The organism is Amycolatopsis cynarae, from assembly GCF_026802195.1.
Taxonomy (GTDB): domain Bacteria; phylum Actinomycetota; class Actinomycetes; order Mycobacteriales; family Pseudonocardiaceae; genus Amycolatopsis_E; species Amycolatopsis_E rhizosphaerae.
Genome location: NZ_CP113836.1, coordinates 2,511,489 through 2,527,273, shown reverse-complemented (window position 1 = coordinate 2,527,273; position 15,785 = coordinate 2,511,489). Strand labels below are relative to the sequence as shown.

At 70.4% G+C, this 15,785-nt stretch carries 20 protein-coding genes; 6 read left to right on the top strand and 14 right to left on the bottom strand.

Features of this window, described 5'->3' with window-relative positions; all coding sequences use genetic code 11:
• Positions 1–23: 23 nt before the first annotated feature.
• The 5 genes from ORV05_RS11970 to ORV05_RS11950 all read right to left on the bottom strand — a co-directional run bounded on the left by ORV05_RS11970 (position 24) and on the right by ORV05_RS11950 (position 4,402).
• Positions 24–1,967, bottom strand: a complete 1,944-nt coding sequence (locus ORV05_RS11970; RefSeq protein ID WP_268758542.1) for a YhgE/Pip domain-containing protein — start codon at positions 1,965–1,967, stop codon at positions 24–26.
• Positions 1,964–2,662, bottom strand: a complete 699-nt coding sequence (locus tag ORV05_RS11965) for an ATP-binding cassette domain-containing protein (protein WP_268758541.1) — start codon at positions 2,660–2,662, stop codon at positions 1,964–1,966. Before ORV05_RS11965 ends, ORV05_RS11970 begins: the two co-directional genes overlap by 4 nt.
• A gap of 102 nt (positions 2,663–2,764) precedes the next feature.
• Positions 2,765–3,268, bottom strand: coding sequence for a DUF6448 family protein (locus ORV05_RS11960; RefSeq protein ID WP_268758540.1), 504 nt, complete (start codon positions 3,266–3,268; stop codon positions 2,765–2,767).
• A gap of 106 nt (positions 3,269–3,374) precedes the next feature.
• Complete coding sequence (locus ORV05_RS11955) at positions 3,375–3,812, bottom strand: GNAT family N-acetyltransferase (RefSeq protein ID WP_268758539.1); 438 nt, start codon at positions 3,810–3,812, stop codon at positions 3,375–3,377.
• A gap of 5 nt (positions 3,813–3,817) precedes the next feature.
• Positions 3,818–4,402 carry a hypothetical protein gene (locus ORV05_RS11950; RefSeq protein ID WP_268758538.1) on the bottom strand — a complete coding sequence of 195 codons (585 nt, stop codon included), beginning with the start codon at positions 4,400–4,402 and terminating at the stop codon, positions 3,818–3,820.
• 133 nt (positions 4,403–4,535) lie between these two features.
• Between ORV05_RS11950 and ORV05_RS11945 the strand changes: the two genes are divergently transcribed.
• On the top strand, positions 4,536–5,054 hold the full coding sequence (locus tag ORV05_RS11945; RefSeq protein WP_268758537.1) for a DUF1990 family protein: 519 nt from the start codon (positions 4,536–4,538) through the stop codon (positions 5,052–5,054).
• 12 nt (positions 5,055–5,066) lie between these two features.
• Here ORV05_RS11945 and ORV05_RS11940 read toward each other — a convergent pair whose 3' ends face one another.
• The gene (locus tag ORV05_RS11940) at positions 5,067–6,536 is read right to left on the bottom strand and encodes an FAD-binding protein (protein ID WP_268758536.1); all 1,470 of its coding nucleotides are present in this window, start codon (positions 6,534–6,536) and stop codon (positions 5,067–5,069) included.
• Positions 6,537–7,173: 637 nt separating this feature from the next.
• On the opposite strand from ORV05_RS11940, the gene ORV05_RS11935 reads away from it, so the two are divergent.
• The 3 genes from ORV05_RS11935 to ORV05_RS11925 all read left to right on the top strand — a co-directional run bounded on the left by ORV05_RS11935 (position 7,174) and on the right by ORV05_RS11925 (position 8,814).
• Positions 7,174–7,824 carry a LysM peptidoglycan-binding domain-containing protein gene (locus ORV05_RS11935; RefSeq protein ID WP_268758535.1) on the top strand — a complete coding sequence of 217 codons (651 nt, stop codon included), beginning with the start codon at positions 7,174–7,176 and terminating at the stop codon, positions 7,822–7,824.
• A 160-nt stretch (positions 7,825–7,984) separates the two neighbouring features.
• Positions 7,985–8,443: an SRPBCC family protein gene (locus tag ORV05_RS11930; protein WP_268758534.1), complete on the top strand. Its 459-nt coding sequence runs from the start codon at positions 7,985–7,987 to the stop codon at positions 8,441–8,443.
• A 131-nt stretch (positions 8,444–8,574) separates the two neighbouring features.
• Positions 8,575–8,814: a hypothetical protein gene (locus tag ORV05_RS11925; RefSeq protein WP_268758533.1), complete on the top strand. Its 240-nt coding sequence runs from the start codon at positions 8,575–8,577 to the stop codon at positions 8,812–8,814.
• 134 nt (positions 8,815–8,948) lie between these two features.
• On the opposite strand, the gene ORV05_RS11920 is transcribed toward ORV05_RS11925, so the two are convergent.
• Positions 8,949–9,290, bottom strand: coding sequence for a hypothetical protein (locus ORV05_RS11920; protein ID WP_268758532.1), 342 nt, complete (start codon positions 9,288–9,290; stop codon positions 8,949–8,951).
• 81 nt (positions 9,291–9,371) lie between these two features.
• On the bottom strand, positions 9,372–9,893 hold the full coding sequence (gene msrA / locus ORV05_RS11915; protein ID WP_268758531.1) for a peptide-methionine (S)-S-oxide reductase MsrA: 522 nt from the start codon (positions 9,891–9,893) through the stop codon (positions 9,372–9,374).
• Between the two features lie 201 nt (positions 9,894–10,094).
• Between msrA and mptB the strand changes: the two genes are divergently transcribed.
• Complete coding sequence (mptB, locus tag ORV05_RS11910) at positions 10,095–11,519, top strand: polyprenol phosphomannose-dependent alpha 1,6 mannosyltransferase MptB (protein ID WP_268758530.1); 1,425 nt, start codon at positions 10,095–10,097, stop codon at positions 11,517–11,519.
• Here the strand turns inward: mptB and ORV05_RS11905 are convergent.
• A complete protein-coding gene (locus ORV05_RS11905; RefSeq protein ID WP_268758529.1) occupies positions 11,484–11,903 on the bottom strand; it encodes a MarR family winged helix-turn-helix transcriptional regulator in 420 nt (139 codons plus the stop codon). The two genes, mptB and ORV05_RS11905, sit on opposite strands and share 36 nt — an antisense overlap.
• A gap of 62 nt (positions 11,904–11,965) precedes the next feature.
• On the opposite strand from ORV05_RS11905, the gene ORV05_RS11900 reads away from it, so the two are divergent.
• Complete coding sequence (locus ORV05_RS11900; protein ID WP_268758528.1) at positions 11,966–12,742, top strand: alpha/beta fold hydrolase; 777 nt, start codon at positions 11,966–11,968, stop codon at positions 12,740–12,742.
• A 36-nt stretch (positions 12,743–12,778) separates the two neighbouring features.
• Here ORV05_RS11900 and ORV05_RS11895 read toward each other — a convergent pair whose 3' ends face one another.
• The 5 genes from ORV05_RS11895 to ORV05_RS11875 all read right to left on the bottom strand — a co-directional run bounded on the left by ORV05_RS11895 (position 12,779) and on the right by ORV05_RS11875 (position 15,780).
• Entirely contained in the window at positions 12,779–13,285 is a 507-nt protein-coding gene (locus ORV05_RS11895; protein WP_268758527.1) for a hypothetical protein, read from the bottom strand.
• Entirely contained in the window at positions 13,285–14,544 is a 1,260-nt protein-coding gene (locus tag ORV05_RS11890) for a hypothetical protein (protein WP_268758526.1), read from the bottom strand. Before ORV05_RS11890 ends, ORV05_RS11895 begins: the two co-directional genes overlap by 1 nt.
• The gene (locus tag ORV05_RS11885) at positions 14,541–14,867 is read right to left on the bottom strand and encodes a type VII secretion target (protein WP_268758525.1); all 327 of its coding nucleotides are present in this window, start codon (positions 14,865–14,867) and stop codon (positions 14,541–14,543) included. The genes ORV05_RS11890 and ORV05_RS11885 overlap by 4 nt, the downstream gene beginning before the upstream one ends.
• Positions 14,867–15,361 (bottom strand): YbaB/EbfC family nucleoid-associated protein, encoded by a 495-nt coding sequence (locus ORV05_RS11880; RefSeq protein ID WP_268758524.1) that lies wholly within the window; start codon positions 15,359–15,361, stop codon positions 14,867–14,869. The genes ORV05_RS11885 and ORV05_RS11880 overlap by 1 nt, the downstream gene beginning before the upstream one ends.
• Positions 15,362–15,504: 143 nt before the next feature.
• Positions 15,505–15,780, bottom strand: coding sequence for a PspA/IM30 family protein (locus tag ORV05_RS11875; protein WP_268758523.1), 276 nt, complete (start codon positions 15,778–15,780; stop codon positions 15,505–15,507).
• Between the last annotated feature and the right edge of the window lie 5 nt (positions 15,781–15,785).

The following is a 15,785-nucleotide window of genomic DNA, read 5'->3' as shown; positions in this document are numbered from 1 at the left end:
CGGCTCCGGCCCGCACCCCCTGCTCACAGCCGCACGTCGGGGTGCAGGCCGGAGGTGCGCCAGAGCCGTCGCCGCGTCACCACCAGGCTGGTCGCGGCGAGGAAGAGCACCGTGTACGCGCCGAGGACGACGAAGTCCCGCACCAGGTGCTCGGCCAGACCGCCGGAGAGGGTCACCCGCAGCCCGTCGACGAGATAGGTCATCGGCAGCAGCGGGTTGAGCGCCTGGAACAGCTGCGGGGTGGTCGGCATCGGGTACAGGCCGCCGCACGAGGTGAGCTGGACGATGAGCAGGACCAGGGAAAGCACGTCGCCGAATGCGCCCAGTGCGGTGCGCAGGAAGTGGGCGACGGCGACGAAACCCGCGGCCGCCACGGCCAGCAGCAGCACGGTCGCCGCGGGGTGCCGGGGGTGCAGCCCCAGGCCGATCTCGGTTACCGCGTAAAGGATCATCGCCGCGACGACGCCGAGCATCGCGCCCGGCAGCCAGCCACCCACCGCGATCGAGACCGCGGGCACGCGCCCGGCGAGCGCGCGGGGGTTGACCGGGCGCAGCAGCAGGCAGGCGACCAGCCCGAAGATCCACAGGGCGATCGCGAAGAGGAACGGCGCCAGGCCCCGGCCGTAGGGGCCCGCCGGGTTCAGGTTGGTGCGGCCGATGTCGACCGGGGAACCGAGCACCGAGGCGGCATGGGCGACCTGCTCGGGGCTGGTGGGCGGGATCTCCGAAAGCGCGTCGGTGACGACGGTCCCGTTGTCCGTGGCGCCGTCGTGAGCCTGCCCGGCCGCGGTCTGCATCGCGCCCGCCCCCTGGTGCAGGGTGGCCAGCCCGCCGGTGAGGGTGTTCGCGCCGGTGGTGGCGGTGCGCGCCCCGGTGTCGATGAGCTGGATCGGGGCAGCCGTGTCCAGCACCCGCCGCTGCACCGCGCCGATCCCGGCCTGGATCTGCCGGGCCTGGCGCAGGGCTTCCTGCGCGTTCGCCGCGGCCGCGGCGGCCTCACCGTCGATCCGTCCCGCGGCCGCGTCGAGCTGCTCGGCGTCGGCGAGCGCGGCCTGGTACGCCCGGTGGTCCCGCAGGCCCGGCACTTCCTCGGCGAGCTGGTTCAGGTTCGCCACGGCCCGGGCGGTGCCGTCCTTGACCAGGCTGGTGCCCGCGCGCACCGCCGCGAGTCCCTGTGCGGTCAGGTTCGCCGCGTCGACCAGTGTCGCCGCCGTTGCGGGCAGCTCCGCGGCGGTCGCCCGGGTCAGTCCGGTGGTGAGCGCGCCGAGCCCGGCGACCCCCTGGTTGATCTGCTTCAGCCCGTCGCCGACCTGCCCCGCGCCCTGCTGGAGCGCGCCGGTGCCCGACACGAGGGTCTTCGCACCCTCCTGCGCCACCCGGGTGGCGTCCACCAGGTGCCGGGCACCGTCGGAAGCGGTGGCCAGCTGGGCTCGGACCCCGGAAAGCTCTCCGTAGAGCGCTTTCACGTAGGAGGCGTGCACCGCGGCGTTGATCTGCTCCTGCAGTTGCGGCTGCACGACCTCGGTCATGATTCCCGCGAGGTAGTTGTTCGCGTCGTTCAGTCCCAGGACGATTCCGGCGCGCTGGGGATCGGGGTCGCCCGCGGTGGCGAGACGGGCGCTGAAATCGGCCGGAATGGTGACGGTGAAGTAGTAGCGGCCCCTCGCCAGGCCGTCGTGCGCCTCGCCGGGCCCAACGAAGTGCCAGTCGAAGGTGCCCGCGGCCTTGAGCTGCCGGGCCAGCTGCCCGCCCGCGTCCACCCGCTCCCCCTGCTGCGTGAACGCGGGCCGGTCGGCGTTCACCACGGCCACCGGGATGCGGTCCGCCCTGGCGTAGGGATCCCAGTTCGCCCAGAGGTACAGGGCACCGCACAGCAGCGGTACCAGGCACAGCAGCAGCGGGATGAACCGGCGCGACGGCCCCCGGAAACGGCGCAGTTCCAGCACTGCCAGTCCCAGGGCGGTCATCGGGCGATCTCCTCCTCGTCCTCCTCCGGCTCCGGCAACCGGTCCCCCGACAGGCTCGGCAGGCCGACGGGCACCAGGTCGGCGGGACGGACCGGGAGATCCGTCGCCGCGGCGAGCACCGTGATGCCGCGGGCGCGCACCCGGTCCAGTGCCTGCCACACCTGTTCGCGCTGGGGCGCGGTGCACCCTCGCTCGATGTCGTCCACCACCACCGCGGCGGGCCGCTCCGCGACCGTGAGGGCCACCGCCAGCAGTGTGGCGGTGGCCGGGTCCAGCTCCTCCACCAGTGCGTCCGCGGGCGGGTCGATACCGGTCACCGCGCAGGCCGCCTCGATGGCCTCCGCGGTCACCCCCCGGCCGATCCAGCGGCGTTCGGCCATCAGTTCCCGCACCCGCAGCCGCCCCTCCAGCCCGGTCGCGGGTTCCGCCCTGGCCACCGCCACCAGCCGCCGGACCCGCCGCTCCTGCCCGGGCAGCAGGTGCTCGCCCACCCGGGCGGCCCCGGCCGTCAACCGCAGGCGGCCGCTCAGCGCGAGCAGCAGCGAGGTGCGCCCGGAGCCGCCGGGGCCGTGCACGACCAGGAATCCGCCCGCGGGCATTTCGAGGTCCACGTTCTCGAAGACCGGACCCCGGGGGCCGCGCACACCCAGCCCGCGGGCGGTGACCGCGGCACCCACCACACCTGTCGTCTCCACGTCACGGACTGTAAGGGCGGCCGGACGATGCCGCCGGGCCAACGAGGGGTCCGTGCGGGGAACGAATGATCCGGTGACCGGGAAGTTCACCCGGCCGTGGGCTCAGCCGGAGGTGATCGCCTGGTGCAGGTGGTGGCAGAACACCTCGAACCCGAGCGTCGCTTCGACGTGCGCCCTGGCCTTCGCCACGCTCCCGTCCCGCTCGGCGGCGGTACTGAGGACCCGGTCCAGGCGGCTCCGCAGCGCCTGCCGCAGTTCCTCGCTCAGCAGGGCGTGCACCCGGTCCGGTGAGCCCGATTCCACGGCCTTTTCGGCCAGGGGAAGGACCGGCCCCTCGTCCGTCCCGGCCGGTTTGAGGCCGGTGAACGGGGCGCCCTCCCCGGCGCGGTGGAGGCGAACCACGGTTTCGTCGAACCATCGCTCGGCCAGCTCACCGGCGGCCTGGCCCAGGGCACGCACCGGAAGCACCCGGTTGAAGGCGTGACGCACCTCCTCCTCGGCGCCGGCGGGAACGAACGGAAGCACCAGGTCGACGTCCTCGGTCGCCAGGGCGGCCCGGGCGGCGGTGACGACGGGCCCGTTCGTCGAGTCACAGTGCGGAGGCATCCGGCCACCTCCCTTGTTCGAGGTCGTTCGGTCCTTCAACCCAACAACCCGGCACACGCGGGGCGAAGAGCCGAAAGTCCCCTGTTCCCGCACTGGAGCCTCACGGTCACGAGCCGAACCGGACGAAGGCTCGCAGGCTCCCCTCTCCGTGGTCCCGGATCTCGGCGAAGCCCAGGCTCTCGTAGAACGCGCGCTGACCGGCCTCGTCGTCGGTGAGCAGGACCTTCTGCCGCACGGCGCGGTAGCGCTGAAGGACCGCCCCGACCAGAGCACGTCCCACGCCGCTCCGCTGTTTTGCGGGGTGCACGAGCACATCCTGCAGGTAGCAGATGGTCGCGTCGTCGGACAGGGCGCGGGCGAGGCCGACCAGTCGTCCGCCGCACCGGGCGGTGACCACGAAGGACGATCCTTCGATCGCGGCGAGCAGTAGTTCCGGCGTCTTCGTGTAAGCCGTCCAGCCCACCGCCCCGTACAGCTCGGCAAGCTCGTGCCGCTGTACTTCGGTCACCGGTTCGATCAACACCTCGTCGCGCGTCCCGGACATCGGCTTCAGCGGGTCCAGAGCAGCGGCTTGTCGTCGTACTGGCCGCTGCCGTAGCGGGCTCCCGCGACCTTGTCTTCGTTGTCGGCGGCGTCGAGGACGCAGGTGTCGAACTTCGCTCCCACCGTGGTGAACGTGCTCGGGGTCAACTTCGACTCGCAGGCGTCGACGGAGCCCGTGATGAACGTTCCGGTGCCCGAGCCGTCGGCCAGTGCGGCGCGCACCAGGGGCGGGTTCTTGCCGGACAGGTCGGTTCCGCCCACGTTCTCCATGGTGAAGCGGACGTAGTAGGGCTGCAGGCCCTCGGCGTTCTCACCGAACTTCTGGCGGAAACCGGCGACGTCGCCGGGCTCGACCGAGGTCACCGTGATCGCCACAGAGCCGTCCTGCCACGGGATCACCGCGCGCTCGCCCAGTTTCACCTTCGTCCCGGGAGCGGCGACGTCGGCGGGGACCACAGGTGCCGCCTTGCTCGTTCCGGCCCCTGTGGACGATTGCGGCCCGCCGGCGCCGCCGGTGGAACCTCCGCACGCGAGGGTCGCCAGCAGTGGCAGGCAGAGGGCGCCGATGGTGAACGTCCTCCTGAAGCGCATGTCTTGGTTCCTTTCGCACGAGCTCGTCGGTCCTTGGACCGTTCGTCGCGGCGATCGGTTCCCCCGCCCGGCCCAAGATCAGCTCCGGCCGCGTCCGGCGCTGCGGCGGGCTTCGGGCTGGCACGATAGCGGTATGGGCGTCCGGTTGCTCCCGCCAGGCCAGGTCGCGCGACTCCGTGCGCGACAACTGACCTATCCGGAGGTGGGCGCCTCCGAACACGATCCTCCGCGCGGTTACCGGGCGCTCCACCGCACCCGGACCCTTCCCCGGAACGCCGACTTCACCGCCGCGGCCCACGATCTCGCGCATTGGCGGGTACAGCGACGGGCGGGCCTGCGCGTCGCCGCCTCCGATCCCGAGGTGCGTCCGGGAGCAGTGGTCGTCCTCGGCCTGCTCGGGGTCAAGGCGCCCTGCCGGGTGATCTCCGTCATCGACGAACCGGATCGCCGCGGATTCGTCTACGGCACGCTCCCCGGCCATCCGGAGTGCGGCGAGGAGGCCTTCCTCCTGGAACGCGGCGTCGACGGCCGCGTGAGGTTCGCGATCCGCGCGTTCTCCCGTCCTGCCGGGCTGCTGGCCCGGCTCGCTGGGCCACTGGGCCACTGGGCGCAGGACGTGATCACCCGCCGCTATCTCACCGCCCTCGGCTAGAGCCTCGCGTGATCAGCCCCGCCGCGCGTGGGCCGCGGCGTGGCGCCCGGCCAGTCTTCCGAAGAAGGAAGCCTCGCCGAGCTGCGTTCCCGAGGCGTAGCCGCTGCCGTCGACGGCGATGTTGGACGCGCAGGCGCCCGCCGCGTACACCCCGGGGATGGCCTCGCCGTCCTTCGACAGCAGCCTGCCGTCCGGGTCGACACGCAGGCCGCCACAGCTGAAACCGGCGTAGAAGCACTTGCCGGGCGTGAGGTCGTAGGCCCCGTACGGCGGCTTGTCGAGGGGCACGACATACTCGGGCGCCTTGTGGAACTCGGGGTCCTCGCCCGCCGCGGCGGCGGTGTTGTACGCGGAGAGGGTCTTGGCGAGGGAGCCGGCGGGGACGCCGAGGCCCTCCTCCATCTCCTCCACCGTCTCCCACCCGTCGATGAGCGGCTGGAACCCGTAGGCGGGCTTGACCATGGTCTCCGAATCGAGGATCAGGTAGGCCGTCTGGCCGGGCTGTTCGAAGACGGCGGAGGCGGTCCGGGCGTGGTACGAGTCCTCGCTGACGAACCGGCGTCCTTCCTTGTTGACGACGATCCCCTTCAGGGTGTCCTCGGGCGGATAGAACGGTGAGGTGAAGAAGGCGCCCTCCATGTGGTCGGCCACTCCCCCGACCGACTCGCCGAGGCGGATGCCGAGCCCGTCGTCGTGGGTGTTGCCCAGCGCCATCCCGCGCGCGACCAGCGCGTTGAGCCGGGGCGCATAGGCCGAGACCATGTCGGCGTTCATGACGAAACCGCCCGCGGCCAGGACGACGGCACCGGCGCGGACGGCACCGGTCTCACCGAACCGCTTCCACGTGGCACCGGCGATCCCGCCCCGGTCCACGATCAGGGCGGTGGCGCCGGTCTCGTAGCGCACCTCGACCCCGAGCCGCTCCAGCCGGTCCAGTGCCAGCCCCACGACCAGGGAGGCACCGCCGAGGTCGCCTTCCACCGGCGGCTTGTGCCCGCGCGGTGCCGGCACGGCCAGCTCCCTGAACGGCCAGACCTTCTCGTTGCCGGTGAACATCACGCCCTCGGTGCCGGGCTGCACCACGGCCTTGCCGGGATAGAACGAGCGCTCGAACTCGAAACCGAGCGACTCCAGCCATGCGAAATGCTCAACGCTTCCCTCGCAGTAGCGCCGGATCTTCTCCGGATCGCACTCCGGCGACATCGCGCGGAGGAACTTCGCCATCTCCTCGGGCGTGTCGTCGAATCCGGCCGCCCGCTGGACGGGGGTGCCACCGCCGAGGTAGAAGTGCCCGCCCGCCATGGCGCTGGTGCAGGTGAGCCTGCCGCCCCGGTCGATGACCAGCACCCGCGCGCCGGAGGTCGCGGCCTCGATGGCGACGCTGACACCTGCCATGCCGGCACCGACGACCAGCACGTCCACCTCGTCGGACCAGCCGGTCACATCCGAAACCGCGACGGCCGCCGGAGTCTCCGTAGTCATACCCCAGAGACTAGAACGTGTTCTAGCGATTTGCCAAGACGGCGGCGTTCGCCCGGCCGCACCCCGATGACCCGGCCGCAAGGGACCCCATGGTGACCGGAGTTGCACCCTCCGAACACGGCCGCCCCGCCTGCCATCCCCCATATTCGATCCCGCCAGGACGCCGCGCGGACACTGCTCGCGTTCCGCCCGCCACCTACGGTCGAGAGCCGGATCAAGATCGTAGACACGTCGTGACCCTTGCTCGTGATTAACAGTTGTACTCCTTCTTCGGGCACGAAATTCACCAGCGAGCTCCCGAGCCTCCCGGAGAGCCCCTCGCGACCCCAGAAATCCCTTCCGCTAAGCCATGATCTATTTTCGAACGCATGATCAACGATCAAAACAATACGCACACAACCCATTACTCAAACATTTAAACTGTGCCCCTGGTCACTTACCTAGTGACACTCGCCGTTTCTCATTCGTAACCTGAAATTGCTTTGGCGGTGACCTGCGATCGACCCCGAGGATCAGCGGCCACGAAGCCACCCGAAACGCCACTGGCGCGGATTTCCCGATTCGCTGCGGCTTATTTTGCCGTTGCGATGCCGCGCGCCGTGACGTGGGCGGTGTGAAGGAAAGGAACCCCGCGCAAGTGGGACGTCACAGCAAGCCCAGCAAGACGAAGACCATCCTCAAGCGGACCGGCGTCAGTGCTGCTCTCGCAGGCGCCGCCGTCGGGGGGATCGGCATCGCCGGAGCCGGAACCGCCAACGCCTTCCCCGGGCAGGCCGGTCTCATCGCTTGCGAAAGCGGCGGCAACCCGGCCGCCGTCAACAACACCGCCGCTGGTCAGCGCGCCGGTCGCCCCGCCGGCCTGTTCCAGATCGTGACCGGCACCTGGCTCGCCAACGGTGGCGGGCAGTTCGCCCCGACCGCCGACAAGGCCGCCCCGTGGCAGCAGCAGATCGTCGCGGACCGCATCTACGCCAAGCAGGGTTCGCGTCCGTGGGAGTGCAAGACCGGCCCCGGCCCGGCCAAGTTCGCCAACTTCGGCCCGAGCGGCAACACCACCCTGACCGCCAAGGTGACCGACGCCCCCGCCCCGGCCCCCGCCGCCAAGGCCCCGGCTGCCAAGGCCCCGGCCTCGAACGCGACCGGCACCTACACCGTGGTCGCCGGTGACACGCTGTCCGGGATCGCCCGCAAGTTCAACGTGCCGGGCGGCTGGGCCACGCTCCAGAAGCTGAACGCGATCCCGAACGCCGACCTGATCCTGGTCGGCCAGAAGATCGCCGTCAAGTGATCCACTGAGGATCACCGCAGGCACCCGAACATCTCGTTTGGGTCCACCGTGGTGGTCGCGACCGTCGGCTCGGGCGATCGCGACCACCACGGTTTTTCCGTTCGACGGCGAAGGACGCCGCTCGTGACGCGGCCCACCCAAGGGAGATACGCTTCCCGGGATGGGCACCACGAAGCTGATCAGGCACATCCGGGCCTCCCGTTCGGCGGTCTACCGGGCGCTGCTCGACGCGGAAGCGGTCCGGCAATGGATGGTCCCGGAGGGCATGACGAGCCGCATCCACGCGTTCGATCCGCGCCAGGGCGGCGAATTCCGCATCTCCCTGACCTATGACCTGCCCACCACGGCGGGCAAGACGGACGCGCGGACCGACACCTTCCACGGCCGGTTTTCCAGGCTGGTTCCCGACACCGAGGTGGTCCAGACCGTCGAGTTCGAGACCGCCGACCCCGCCCTCCAGGGCGAGATGACGATCACCTACTCCCTCGCCGACGGTGAGGAGGGCGGCACCATCGTCACCGGACGGCACGACGATCTACCCCCCGGACTGTCCGTTGAGGACAATGAAATCGGCTGGTCCATGTCGATGGCCAAGCTCGCGCGCCTGCTCGAATCCTGAACGTGCCGCCGCGAAGCCATGCCTGACAGTTTCCGGCCAACCAGGCGACGTTTCCCCCTCACCGGTTGTCTCATGGACAGATGACGCCTTCGCCGCGACGGCGGAGCGCACATCGACCCCGGGGGTGGGACGTGGGAATCAGGCACGCACTGGCCATGCAGAAACTCGTCCGGGACGCCAAGAGCGCCTTCGCCCGAGGCGATTCGATGTTCGAAGCCGTGCTGGACATCGACCCTCGCGCCCGCGTGTCCATGCGCAAGATCCGGGCCGAGATCTCCCGCATGGTCGACGCGATCGAGCCCGTCGGATGGCGCTGCGTCAACGTCGAGCCGTTCCTGGCTTCGGTGGAGATCACCTTCATACGCCAGTGAAAAGGCCGTGAGGGGTCCCCTCACAGCCGTATCGACCGTGAGGGGACCCCTCACGGCGGCAACCGGGTGGAGCGGGCTCAGCGCGTGACGGCGACGATCTCCTTGGCGGTCACGGCGTAGCGCCCGTCGGTCCACTAGGGTGCCGCCCCCGGGCGGGGTCTGGGCGTCCTTGCCGGTACGGGCATCGAGGGCGACGGGCTCGCCGGCGCGGTTTCGCCGTACACCAGGCCGTGCCAGGCGCCGGTGAGCCGCGGCGATTCCCGCTTCGGATCGTTCGAGACCGCCCACAGCACCGCGCCGCTGCCCGGGTCGAGGCCGAGCAGGGACGAGCCCACGCACACCGTGACCGACCGCTGGTCGTAGACGCAGTAGCCGGGAGGTGAGGGGGCGGTTTCCGGCAGTTGCACGGGCATCTCCCGGCCGGACGCGATCTCGATCCCTTCGAGCGCGCCGAAGGCCACACCGACGGCGGGCACGAACCGTGCCCGCCGTGATCACTCGCCGTCCTTCCCTGGGCGCGAGAAGACCGGAATACGTTCCCCCGTCCGAAACGGTCCCTACCTCACGTACTGCGCGAAGGACTTGCGCACCTTGTTGACCTTGGGGAGCGCGACGGCCAGGCAGTAGCCCTGACCAGGGTTCTTGGCGAAGAAGTCCTGGTGGTATTCCTCGGCCCGGTAGAAGGGGCCCAGCGGCTCCAGCGTGGTGACGATCTCTCCGTCCCACCACCCGGCGGCGCGTTTGACGGCCGCTTCGAACTCGGCGCGCTGGTCTTCGTCCGCGTAGAACATCGCCGAGCGGTACTGCGTGCCGACGTCGGCGCCCTGGCGGTTGAGCTGCCTCGGGTCGTGCAGGGTGAAGAAGACGTCGAGCACCACCTCCGCCGGGATGACCTCCGGATCGAAGGTCACCGCGACCGCTTCCGCGTGCCCGGTGCCTCCGGTGCACACCTGCTCGTAGGTCGGATCGGCGGTTTCGCCGCCGGTGTAACCGGACACCACGTCCGCCACCCCGCTCAGCGTGCGGTAGACCGCATCCAGGCACCAGAAGCAGCCGCCCGCGAGCACGAACGTCCTCATGTCACATCACCTCGAACAGATCGGTAGTCTCTCCCACCATCGTGGCCGTTCTCCCCGGCGGCTGCCATGGGGGGCACCGAGTCCAGGGCAGCCGCCGGGGATTCCGGCCGTCTTGTGATCTCGGCCGGGGCTTTCCGGGAAAGATCCGGGGATTCCCCGGTTCACCGCACCGCCTCCGGCGCGAAGGCTGGGGGAATGGGGATGTCCGTACGGTTTCCGGTGCGCACCGAGGCCCTGCCGGTCGTCGGTTTCGCGGGTGTCGTCGTGCTGGTGCTCGCCACGGCGGGTCTTCCGGTGCCGCCGGCGGTGCTGGTCCCGCTCGGGCTGACCGGCATGGGCGTGGTCGTGCTGGCCTGGCTCGGTCTGGGGCGGCGGACCGCGGAAATCCCGGTACGCGGGTGGTACCGCATGGCGGCGGCCTGGTGCCTGCCACTGCTGTTCGCTCCCCCGTTGTTCAGCGGTGACGTGCACAGCTACCTCGCACAGGGGGTGATCGCCGCCGGGGGCCAGGACCCGTACCGGCTCGGTCCGCTGGCGGCGCTGGGGGCGGGTTCGCCGGTGGTGCAGCAGGTCAGCCCGTACTGGCAGGACACCACCGCACCCTATGGTCCATTCTGGATCGCGATCTCCCGCGCGATCGCCCAGCTCGCCGGCCACGACCTGATCCCGACCCTGCTGCTGAACCGTCTCGTCGAACTCGCCGGTGTCGCGCTGACGGCCTGGGCGCTGCCGCGACTGGCGCGACGAACGGGAGTGTCGCCCGGCGGCGTGCTGTGGCTGGGTCTGCTGAACCCGCTGGTCCTGTGGCATGTCGTCGCCGGTGCGCACAACGACGGGCTGATGACCGGCCTGATGCTGGCCGGGCTGGAGATCGCCCTCGCGGGCCTGTCCAGTCCGCCCCGGATCGCCGCCGGACTCGTCCTGCTGACGCTCGCGGCGAACATCAAGATCATGGCCGCGGCGGCGGTCTGCTGCCTCGGGGTCGTGCTGGCACGCCACGTGGGCCGCACCGCGGGTCGTGGTGCCGCCGTGCTCCTCGGCGTGCTCGGCGGGTTCACCGGACTGTCCCTGGCGATCTCCTGGCTGACCGGACTCGGGCTGGGCTGGCTCGGCGCGCTCGGCGGATCCGCCGGGGTGCACAGCTGGCTGGCGCCGACGAACCAGCTCGGCTTCCTCGTGGGCGGGCTCGGCGCGCTCGCCGGTCTGCACCTCACTTCGGCGGCGATCTCGGTGATGGTGCGGATCGGGGCGGTCCTGGGTGCCATCGCCGGAGCGCGCCTGCTGTGGTCGATCCACCGCGGCCGCTTCGACCCCGTGACCGGCCTCGGCCTCGTCTTCTCGGTGATGCTGATCGCCGGGCCCGTCGTGCAACCGTGGTATCTGCTGTGGGCGATCCTGCCGCTGGCCGCGAGCGTGCGATCGGACCGGGCGCGCCGTGTCCTGGCCGGCGTCAGCGCCGTGCTCGCCATGGCGCTGCCGCCCCTCGGCGGCGGTGCCGCCGTCCTGGTGGAGGGTTACCTCGTGGCGGCCGCCTTCCTGGCGGCATTCTGGTGGTTCGGCCGTCCGGCCTCGCCCGGACCGGACGTCGTCCTAACCGTCCCCGTCGCCGGAAAGACGGTGGAGTAGCACGAGCAGAGCGGCACGGTCCTTTTCGGACAGAGGGGCGAAACAGGCGGCCAGCACCTCGTCGGCGACCTTGTGCCCGGACCGCAGAACCTGCTTGCCCGAGGGCGTGAGGTGGTGCTCGATGCGCCTGCCGTGTCCCGCCCGGCGTTCGACCCAGCCCTGGGCGAGGAGCCTGCCTGCCAGCGCGCCGAAGGCCTGCTCGCTCTGGAAGGTCGCCGCGGCGAGTGTACGGGCCGAAGCCCCCGGTGTACGGCTTATCGCCCGGAGCGCATCCCACTGGGCCAGCGTGATCCCGATGGCCGACAACCCGCTTTCCAGTGCCCGGTGCTGGCGGTACTGGGCCTGTTTGACCGCCCTGCCGAGCTGTTGCAGCTCACTAAGCATGGCTCCAGTGTAACCCCACGACCAAACTAGCTTATATAAATAAGTTTAGCTACAGTGGACCCATGAGCACAGACCGCACCGTCGCCCTGTACGAAGACCTGTCCCTCACCCTGTCCGAGACCGGAACCGGCAGACCGGCCCTGGTGCTGCACGGCGGCGGGGGCCGCGCCACCGTCACCGGCCTCGCCGGACACCTTTCCCGGACCCACCACACCATCACGCCCGTGCACCCGGGCTGGGACGGCACGGCCCGCCCCGCCTGGTTCACCGGCATCGACGATCTCGCCCTCGCCTATCTGCACTACCTGCACGGCGCCGGACTCCGCGACGTCCTCGTCGTCGGCTCCTCGCTGGGCGGCTGGACCGCCGCCGAAATGGCCGTCCGGGACACCGCGGGGATCATCGGCGACCTCGTCCTGATCGACGCCGTCGGCGTGCACGTCGAGGGCGAACCGATCCGGGACTTCTTCACCCTCGACGCCCGCGGCGTCGCCGAGTACGCCTGGCACGACTCCCGCCGGCACTTCGTCGACCCCGCGGACATCCCGGCCGATCAACTCGCCGTGCGCCAAGCCAACATGGCCACCCTCCACGTCCTCGCCGGGGACCCCGCCATGCACGACCCCAAGCTGCTCCGACGGCTACGCCACGTCCGCCGGCCCGCGCTGCTGCTGTGGGGAGAAAGCGACCGCATCGTCACCCCGGCCTACGGCAAGGCGTACGCCGAAGCCTTCGCACACGGCCGCCTCGAGGTGATCCCCGAAGCAGGCCATCTGCCGCACATCGAACAGCCCGAGGCGACGTTCGCCCTCCTCGACTCCCACCTCCGCACGATCTGAGACCCGGGTTCCCGGCGATGCGGTGTGGTGTCGCGGTCAGGAGTTCCGGGGCACCACGTTCATCAGCCGCTTCGTCCAGGGGGTGACGAAGCCGGTATTGATCCGGCCGGGAACGGCGAGGTTGTACAGCGTGCGATCGGCGTTGTACCACTTGTCGCCGATCTTGACGCTGTACGACGAGGCACCCTTGATCAGGGCCAGCCTCTGGGAAGCCGGCGTCACCTTGTTGTACATGCGGCGCTGGACCGGCCCGGTGACGGTGACCACGCGGCCCATCCATGCCTCGAGCAGCCGCCGGGCCGCGATCCACAGACCACCGAAGACGAGCACCAGTACCGGCAGGAAGGAGAACCAGACCTTTTCCACGCTCTTCATGTGCTCCCGGTAGGCATCCACGAGCACCCGCGACTGAAGCGTGAGGACGTACACGCCGGCGCCGAAGAGGAACAGGCCGATCGGGACGTTCTCCAGCACCCGGCGGCGTTGTGAGGGATGGAGCCGCCCGGCGAAGTTGGCCTCGTTGATGGCGAACCGGTCCCCCATCATTCCTTCGGGGCCTCTCCGGTCCCGGCTTCCGCGGGTTTCCCGCCCGGCTCCCCTTCGGGGTGCTCCTTTTCGTAGGCTTCGGTGGCCTCGTGCCAGCGGTCGCCCTGCTCGTTTTCCTGCCGCCTGCCTTCGAGCGCCGCGGCGACCGAGTCCTGGAGGTTCCATCCCGGCACGCCGTCGCCCTCGCCCCACTTTTCCGGGTTGAGGAAGCTCTTCTCGGGGTCCTTCTTCTCCAGGCCGCCGGCTTCCTTGAGCTCCCGCGCGGTCTCCTGCGCTTCGGAGGCCTCCTTGGCTTCCCGGCCAGCCTGCTTGAGCTCGTTCGCCTTCGACTCGATCTTCGTCGCGGCGTTGAGGCTCCTGTCGACGATCTTGTCGGCGGTCCTGCCGATCTTCTTCAGCGCGTTCGCCGCGGCCTCGATGGCGGCCTTGGACCGGCCCGCCCCCTTGGCGAGGGTCTCCAGCTTCTGGACGACCTTGGCGATGCGGGTGCTGATCTTCTCGGCCAGGATCCCGCCCTCCACCACCGTGTCGGCGATGAACGCGGCGACCGTCCCGCCGAAGGAGCACCACGAGGTGGCCAGCGCGGCGAGCCCCTTGACGATCAGCGCGCCGACGAACTCGGAGATCATGTCGCGGATCAGGCCGCGTTCGGTGCCGACGATCGCGGCACCCACCTGCATCGCGGTCGACGCGCTCTGCGCGTGGCCCGCGGCTCCCCGCAACGAGTCCGCGTACCCCTTCGCCGTGGCCTGGTAGGCGGCCGCCCCGTCACCGCCCTTGTAGGACTCACCGGCCTTGCTCGCCGACTTCTCGTAGGCATCGGCGGTCTCGGTGAGCTGCTTGGCGACGTTCTGCCAGGTCACCGCCTTGGCCGTGACTTCCTCCGGGTTACCCGCGAGCAGGTCCAGGCCTTCCTTGAGGAAGCTGATGTGCTCGATCAGGAAGCCGACCCCGGCGCTGGCCAGCGTGCCGAGCGGGTCCATGGCGGCGCCGAGCAGGTCGAGGCCGTCGGTGACGACGTCCATCGCCGCGTTGCCCCAGTCGCCGTGCGCGAAGTCGGTGATGGTCGAGGAGACGTCGTTGAACAGGCCCGAACCGGCCGTCTGGGCGTTGAGCCGGTCCAGCTCGCTCGCCTGCGGGTTCCCCCAGCCCGTCGTTACCCCGGACGGGGACTCGCTCTTCGCGACGAGCGGGTTCTCCTCGGCCCCCTCGGCCGATCCCGCCGGCCGCTCGGTGCTCGTTTCCGCCGAAGTCATGCCGGAATGTCCTTTCCGATCGCGGTGAGCGCCGCCTTCGAGTTCTCTTCGTGGGCCGAAAGGGCCTCGTGCGCGGCCTTGACCTTGTCGGCGAGCTCATGGCCGGCGTCGCCCAGCCCCTTGACGGTGTCCGTGGCCTGGGAGATCCAGCCCTGGAGCGCCGCCGCGACGACCTGCCCGACGATGCCGAAGGCCTTGAGATCGCCGAAGGCCTGCGCGGCACCGGTGGCGTCGATGGCCTGGTGGACCTTGTCGGCCGCCTCCCGCACTTCGGACTCGTGCTCGGCAAGCGCTTCCGGATCCGCCTCGAATCCCCCCGCCATCACCACTCCTTCCGCAGCAGCGAGCCGAATTCGCCGTCGTCGCCGTCGTCATCGACCGGTGGCTTCGGGCGCGGCGCGGGCGGCGGCGGAGCGGGCGTGTTCTGCTGTTCCTCGTTGAGGACGAGGCTGTGCTGCTGCACCGCCTGCGGCTGCTCCTCGGGCACCTCCGGCGCCGGAAGCTGCTCCTCCAGGAACTTCATCGCGTCACTGTCGACGCCGATCAGCGGCGCCATCACCTCCGTGATCTGGCGCGCCGCCTGCGCCTGGGCGCGCTGGGCCGTGGCGAGCACCGTCGCCGCGAGCTGGTCGAGCGGGACGCCCTGCGCGCGAGGACCGAAGGAAAGCCGCCGCAGCGCGCCGCTGGCGTTCACGGTCACGGTCGCCGCGCCGTCCTTGCTCGTCAAGGTCGCCGAAAGCTGCTGCAGCCGCGCCTTCGCCTCCTCCGCCTTGTGGACGATATTTGAAATGTCCGATTCCCGCACATTCGCCACCATGATCACCTCGGCTGAAACGGCCAACGACCCCTGTTGGATGGATCAAACCGGAGACCGGTTCCGGCGGCAAGACAGGAAAACGAATTGTTCATTTTGCCGGATTCAGGTATTTCCCGGGCCTTTCCGGGCCGGGTGTGGTGCGCTTACGGCCGTTCGTTCCGTTCCCCGCGCAACGACCGGCGGATCTGCTCGAGCCTCTCCTGGGCGGCGCGGTCCCGCTCGGCGATCCGCTCATCGATCGAGGTCGTGTCCCCGGCCAGCTCGGTGGCCCCGGCGGCCGTGGCGACCCGCTTCTCGATCCGGTCGCGCACGTAGTCGAAGGTCGGCACCCCGCCGTCGGTGTAGTCGGCCGGTACCCCGGGCACCACTTCGCCCTCGAACACCGCCGGTAGTGACCGTTCGGCCGCGTCGTCGTTCATCGCCT

Bases quoted from the DNA above. Each gene is read 5' to 3' on its own strand.
- ORV05_RS11970 (WP_268758542.1), bottom strand. From the start codon at position 1,967: ATGACCGCCCTGGGACTGGCAGTGCTGGAACTGCGCCGTTTCCGGGGG.
- ORV05_RS11960 (WP_268758540.1), bottom strand. From the start codon at position 3,268: ATGCCTCCGCACTGTGACTCGACGAACGGGCCCGTCGTCACCGCCGCC.
- ORV05_RS11955 (WP_268758539.1), bottom strand. From the start codon at position 3,812: ATGTCCGGGACGCGCGACGAGGTGTTGATCGAACCGGTGACCGAAGTA.
- ORV05_RS11950 (WP_268758538.1), bottom strand. From the start codon at position 4,402: ATGCGCTTCAGGAGGACGTTCACCATCGGCGCCCTCTGCCTGCCACTG.
- ORV05_RS11945 (WP_268758537.1), top strand. From the start codon at position 4,536: ATGGGCGTCCGGTTGCTCCCGCCAGGCCAGGTCGCGCGACTCCGTGCG.
- ORV05_RS11940 (WP_268758536.1), bottom strand. From the start codon at position 6,536: ATGACTACGGAGACTCCGGCGGCCGTCGCGGTTTCGGATGTGACCGGC.
- ORV05_RS11930 (WP_268758534.1), top strand. From the start codon at position 7,985: ATGGGCACCACGAAGCTGATCAGGCACATCCGGGCCTCCCGTTCGGCG.
- msrA (WP_268758531.1), bottom strand. From the start codon at position 9,893: ATGAGGACGTTCGTGCTCGCGGGCGGCTGCTTCTGGTGCCTGGATGCG.
- mptB (WP_268758530.1), top strand. From the start codon at position 10,095: ATGTCCGTACGGTTTCCGGTGCGCACCGAGGCCCTGCCGGTCGTCGGT.
- ORV05_RS11905 (WP_268758529.1), bottom strand. From the start codon at position 11,903: ATGCTTAGTGAGCTGCAACAGCTCGGCAGGGCGGTCAAACAGGCCCAG.
- ORV05_RS11900 (WP_268758528.1), top strand. From the start codon at position 11,966: ATGAGCACAGACCGCACCGTCGCCCTGTACGAAGACCTGTCCCTCACC.
- ORV05_RS11895 (WP_268758527.1), bottom strand. From the start codon at position 13,285: ATGGGGGACCGGTTCGCCATCAACGAGGCCAACTTCGCCGGGCGGCTC.
- ORV05_RS11890 (WP_268758526.1), bottom strand. From the start codon at position 14,544: ATGACTTCGGCGGAAACGAGCACCGAGCGGCCGGCGGGATCGGCCGAG.
- ORV05_RS11885 (WP_268758525.1), bottom strand. From the start codon at position 14,867: ATGGCGGGGGGATTCGAGGCGGATCCGGAAGCGCTTGCCGAGCACGAG.
- ORV05_RS11880 (WP_268758524.1), bottom strand. From the start codon at position 15,361: ATGGTGGCGAATGTGCGGGAATCGGACATTTCAAATATCGTCCACAAG.
- ORV05_RS11875 (WP_268758523.1), bottom strand. From the start codon at position 15,780: ATGAACGACGACGCGGCCGAACGGTCACTACCGGCGGTGTTCGAGGGC.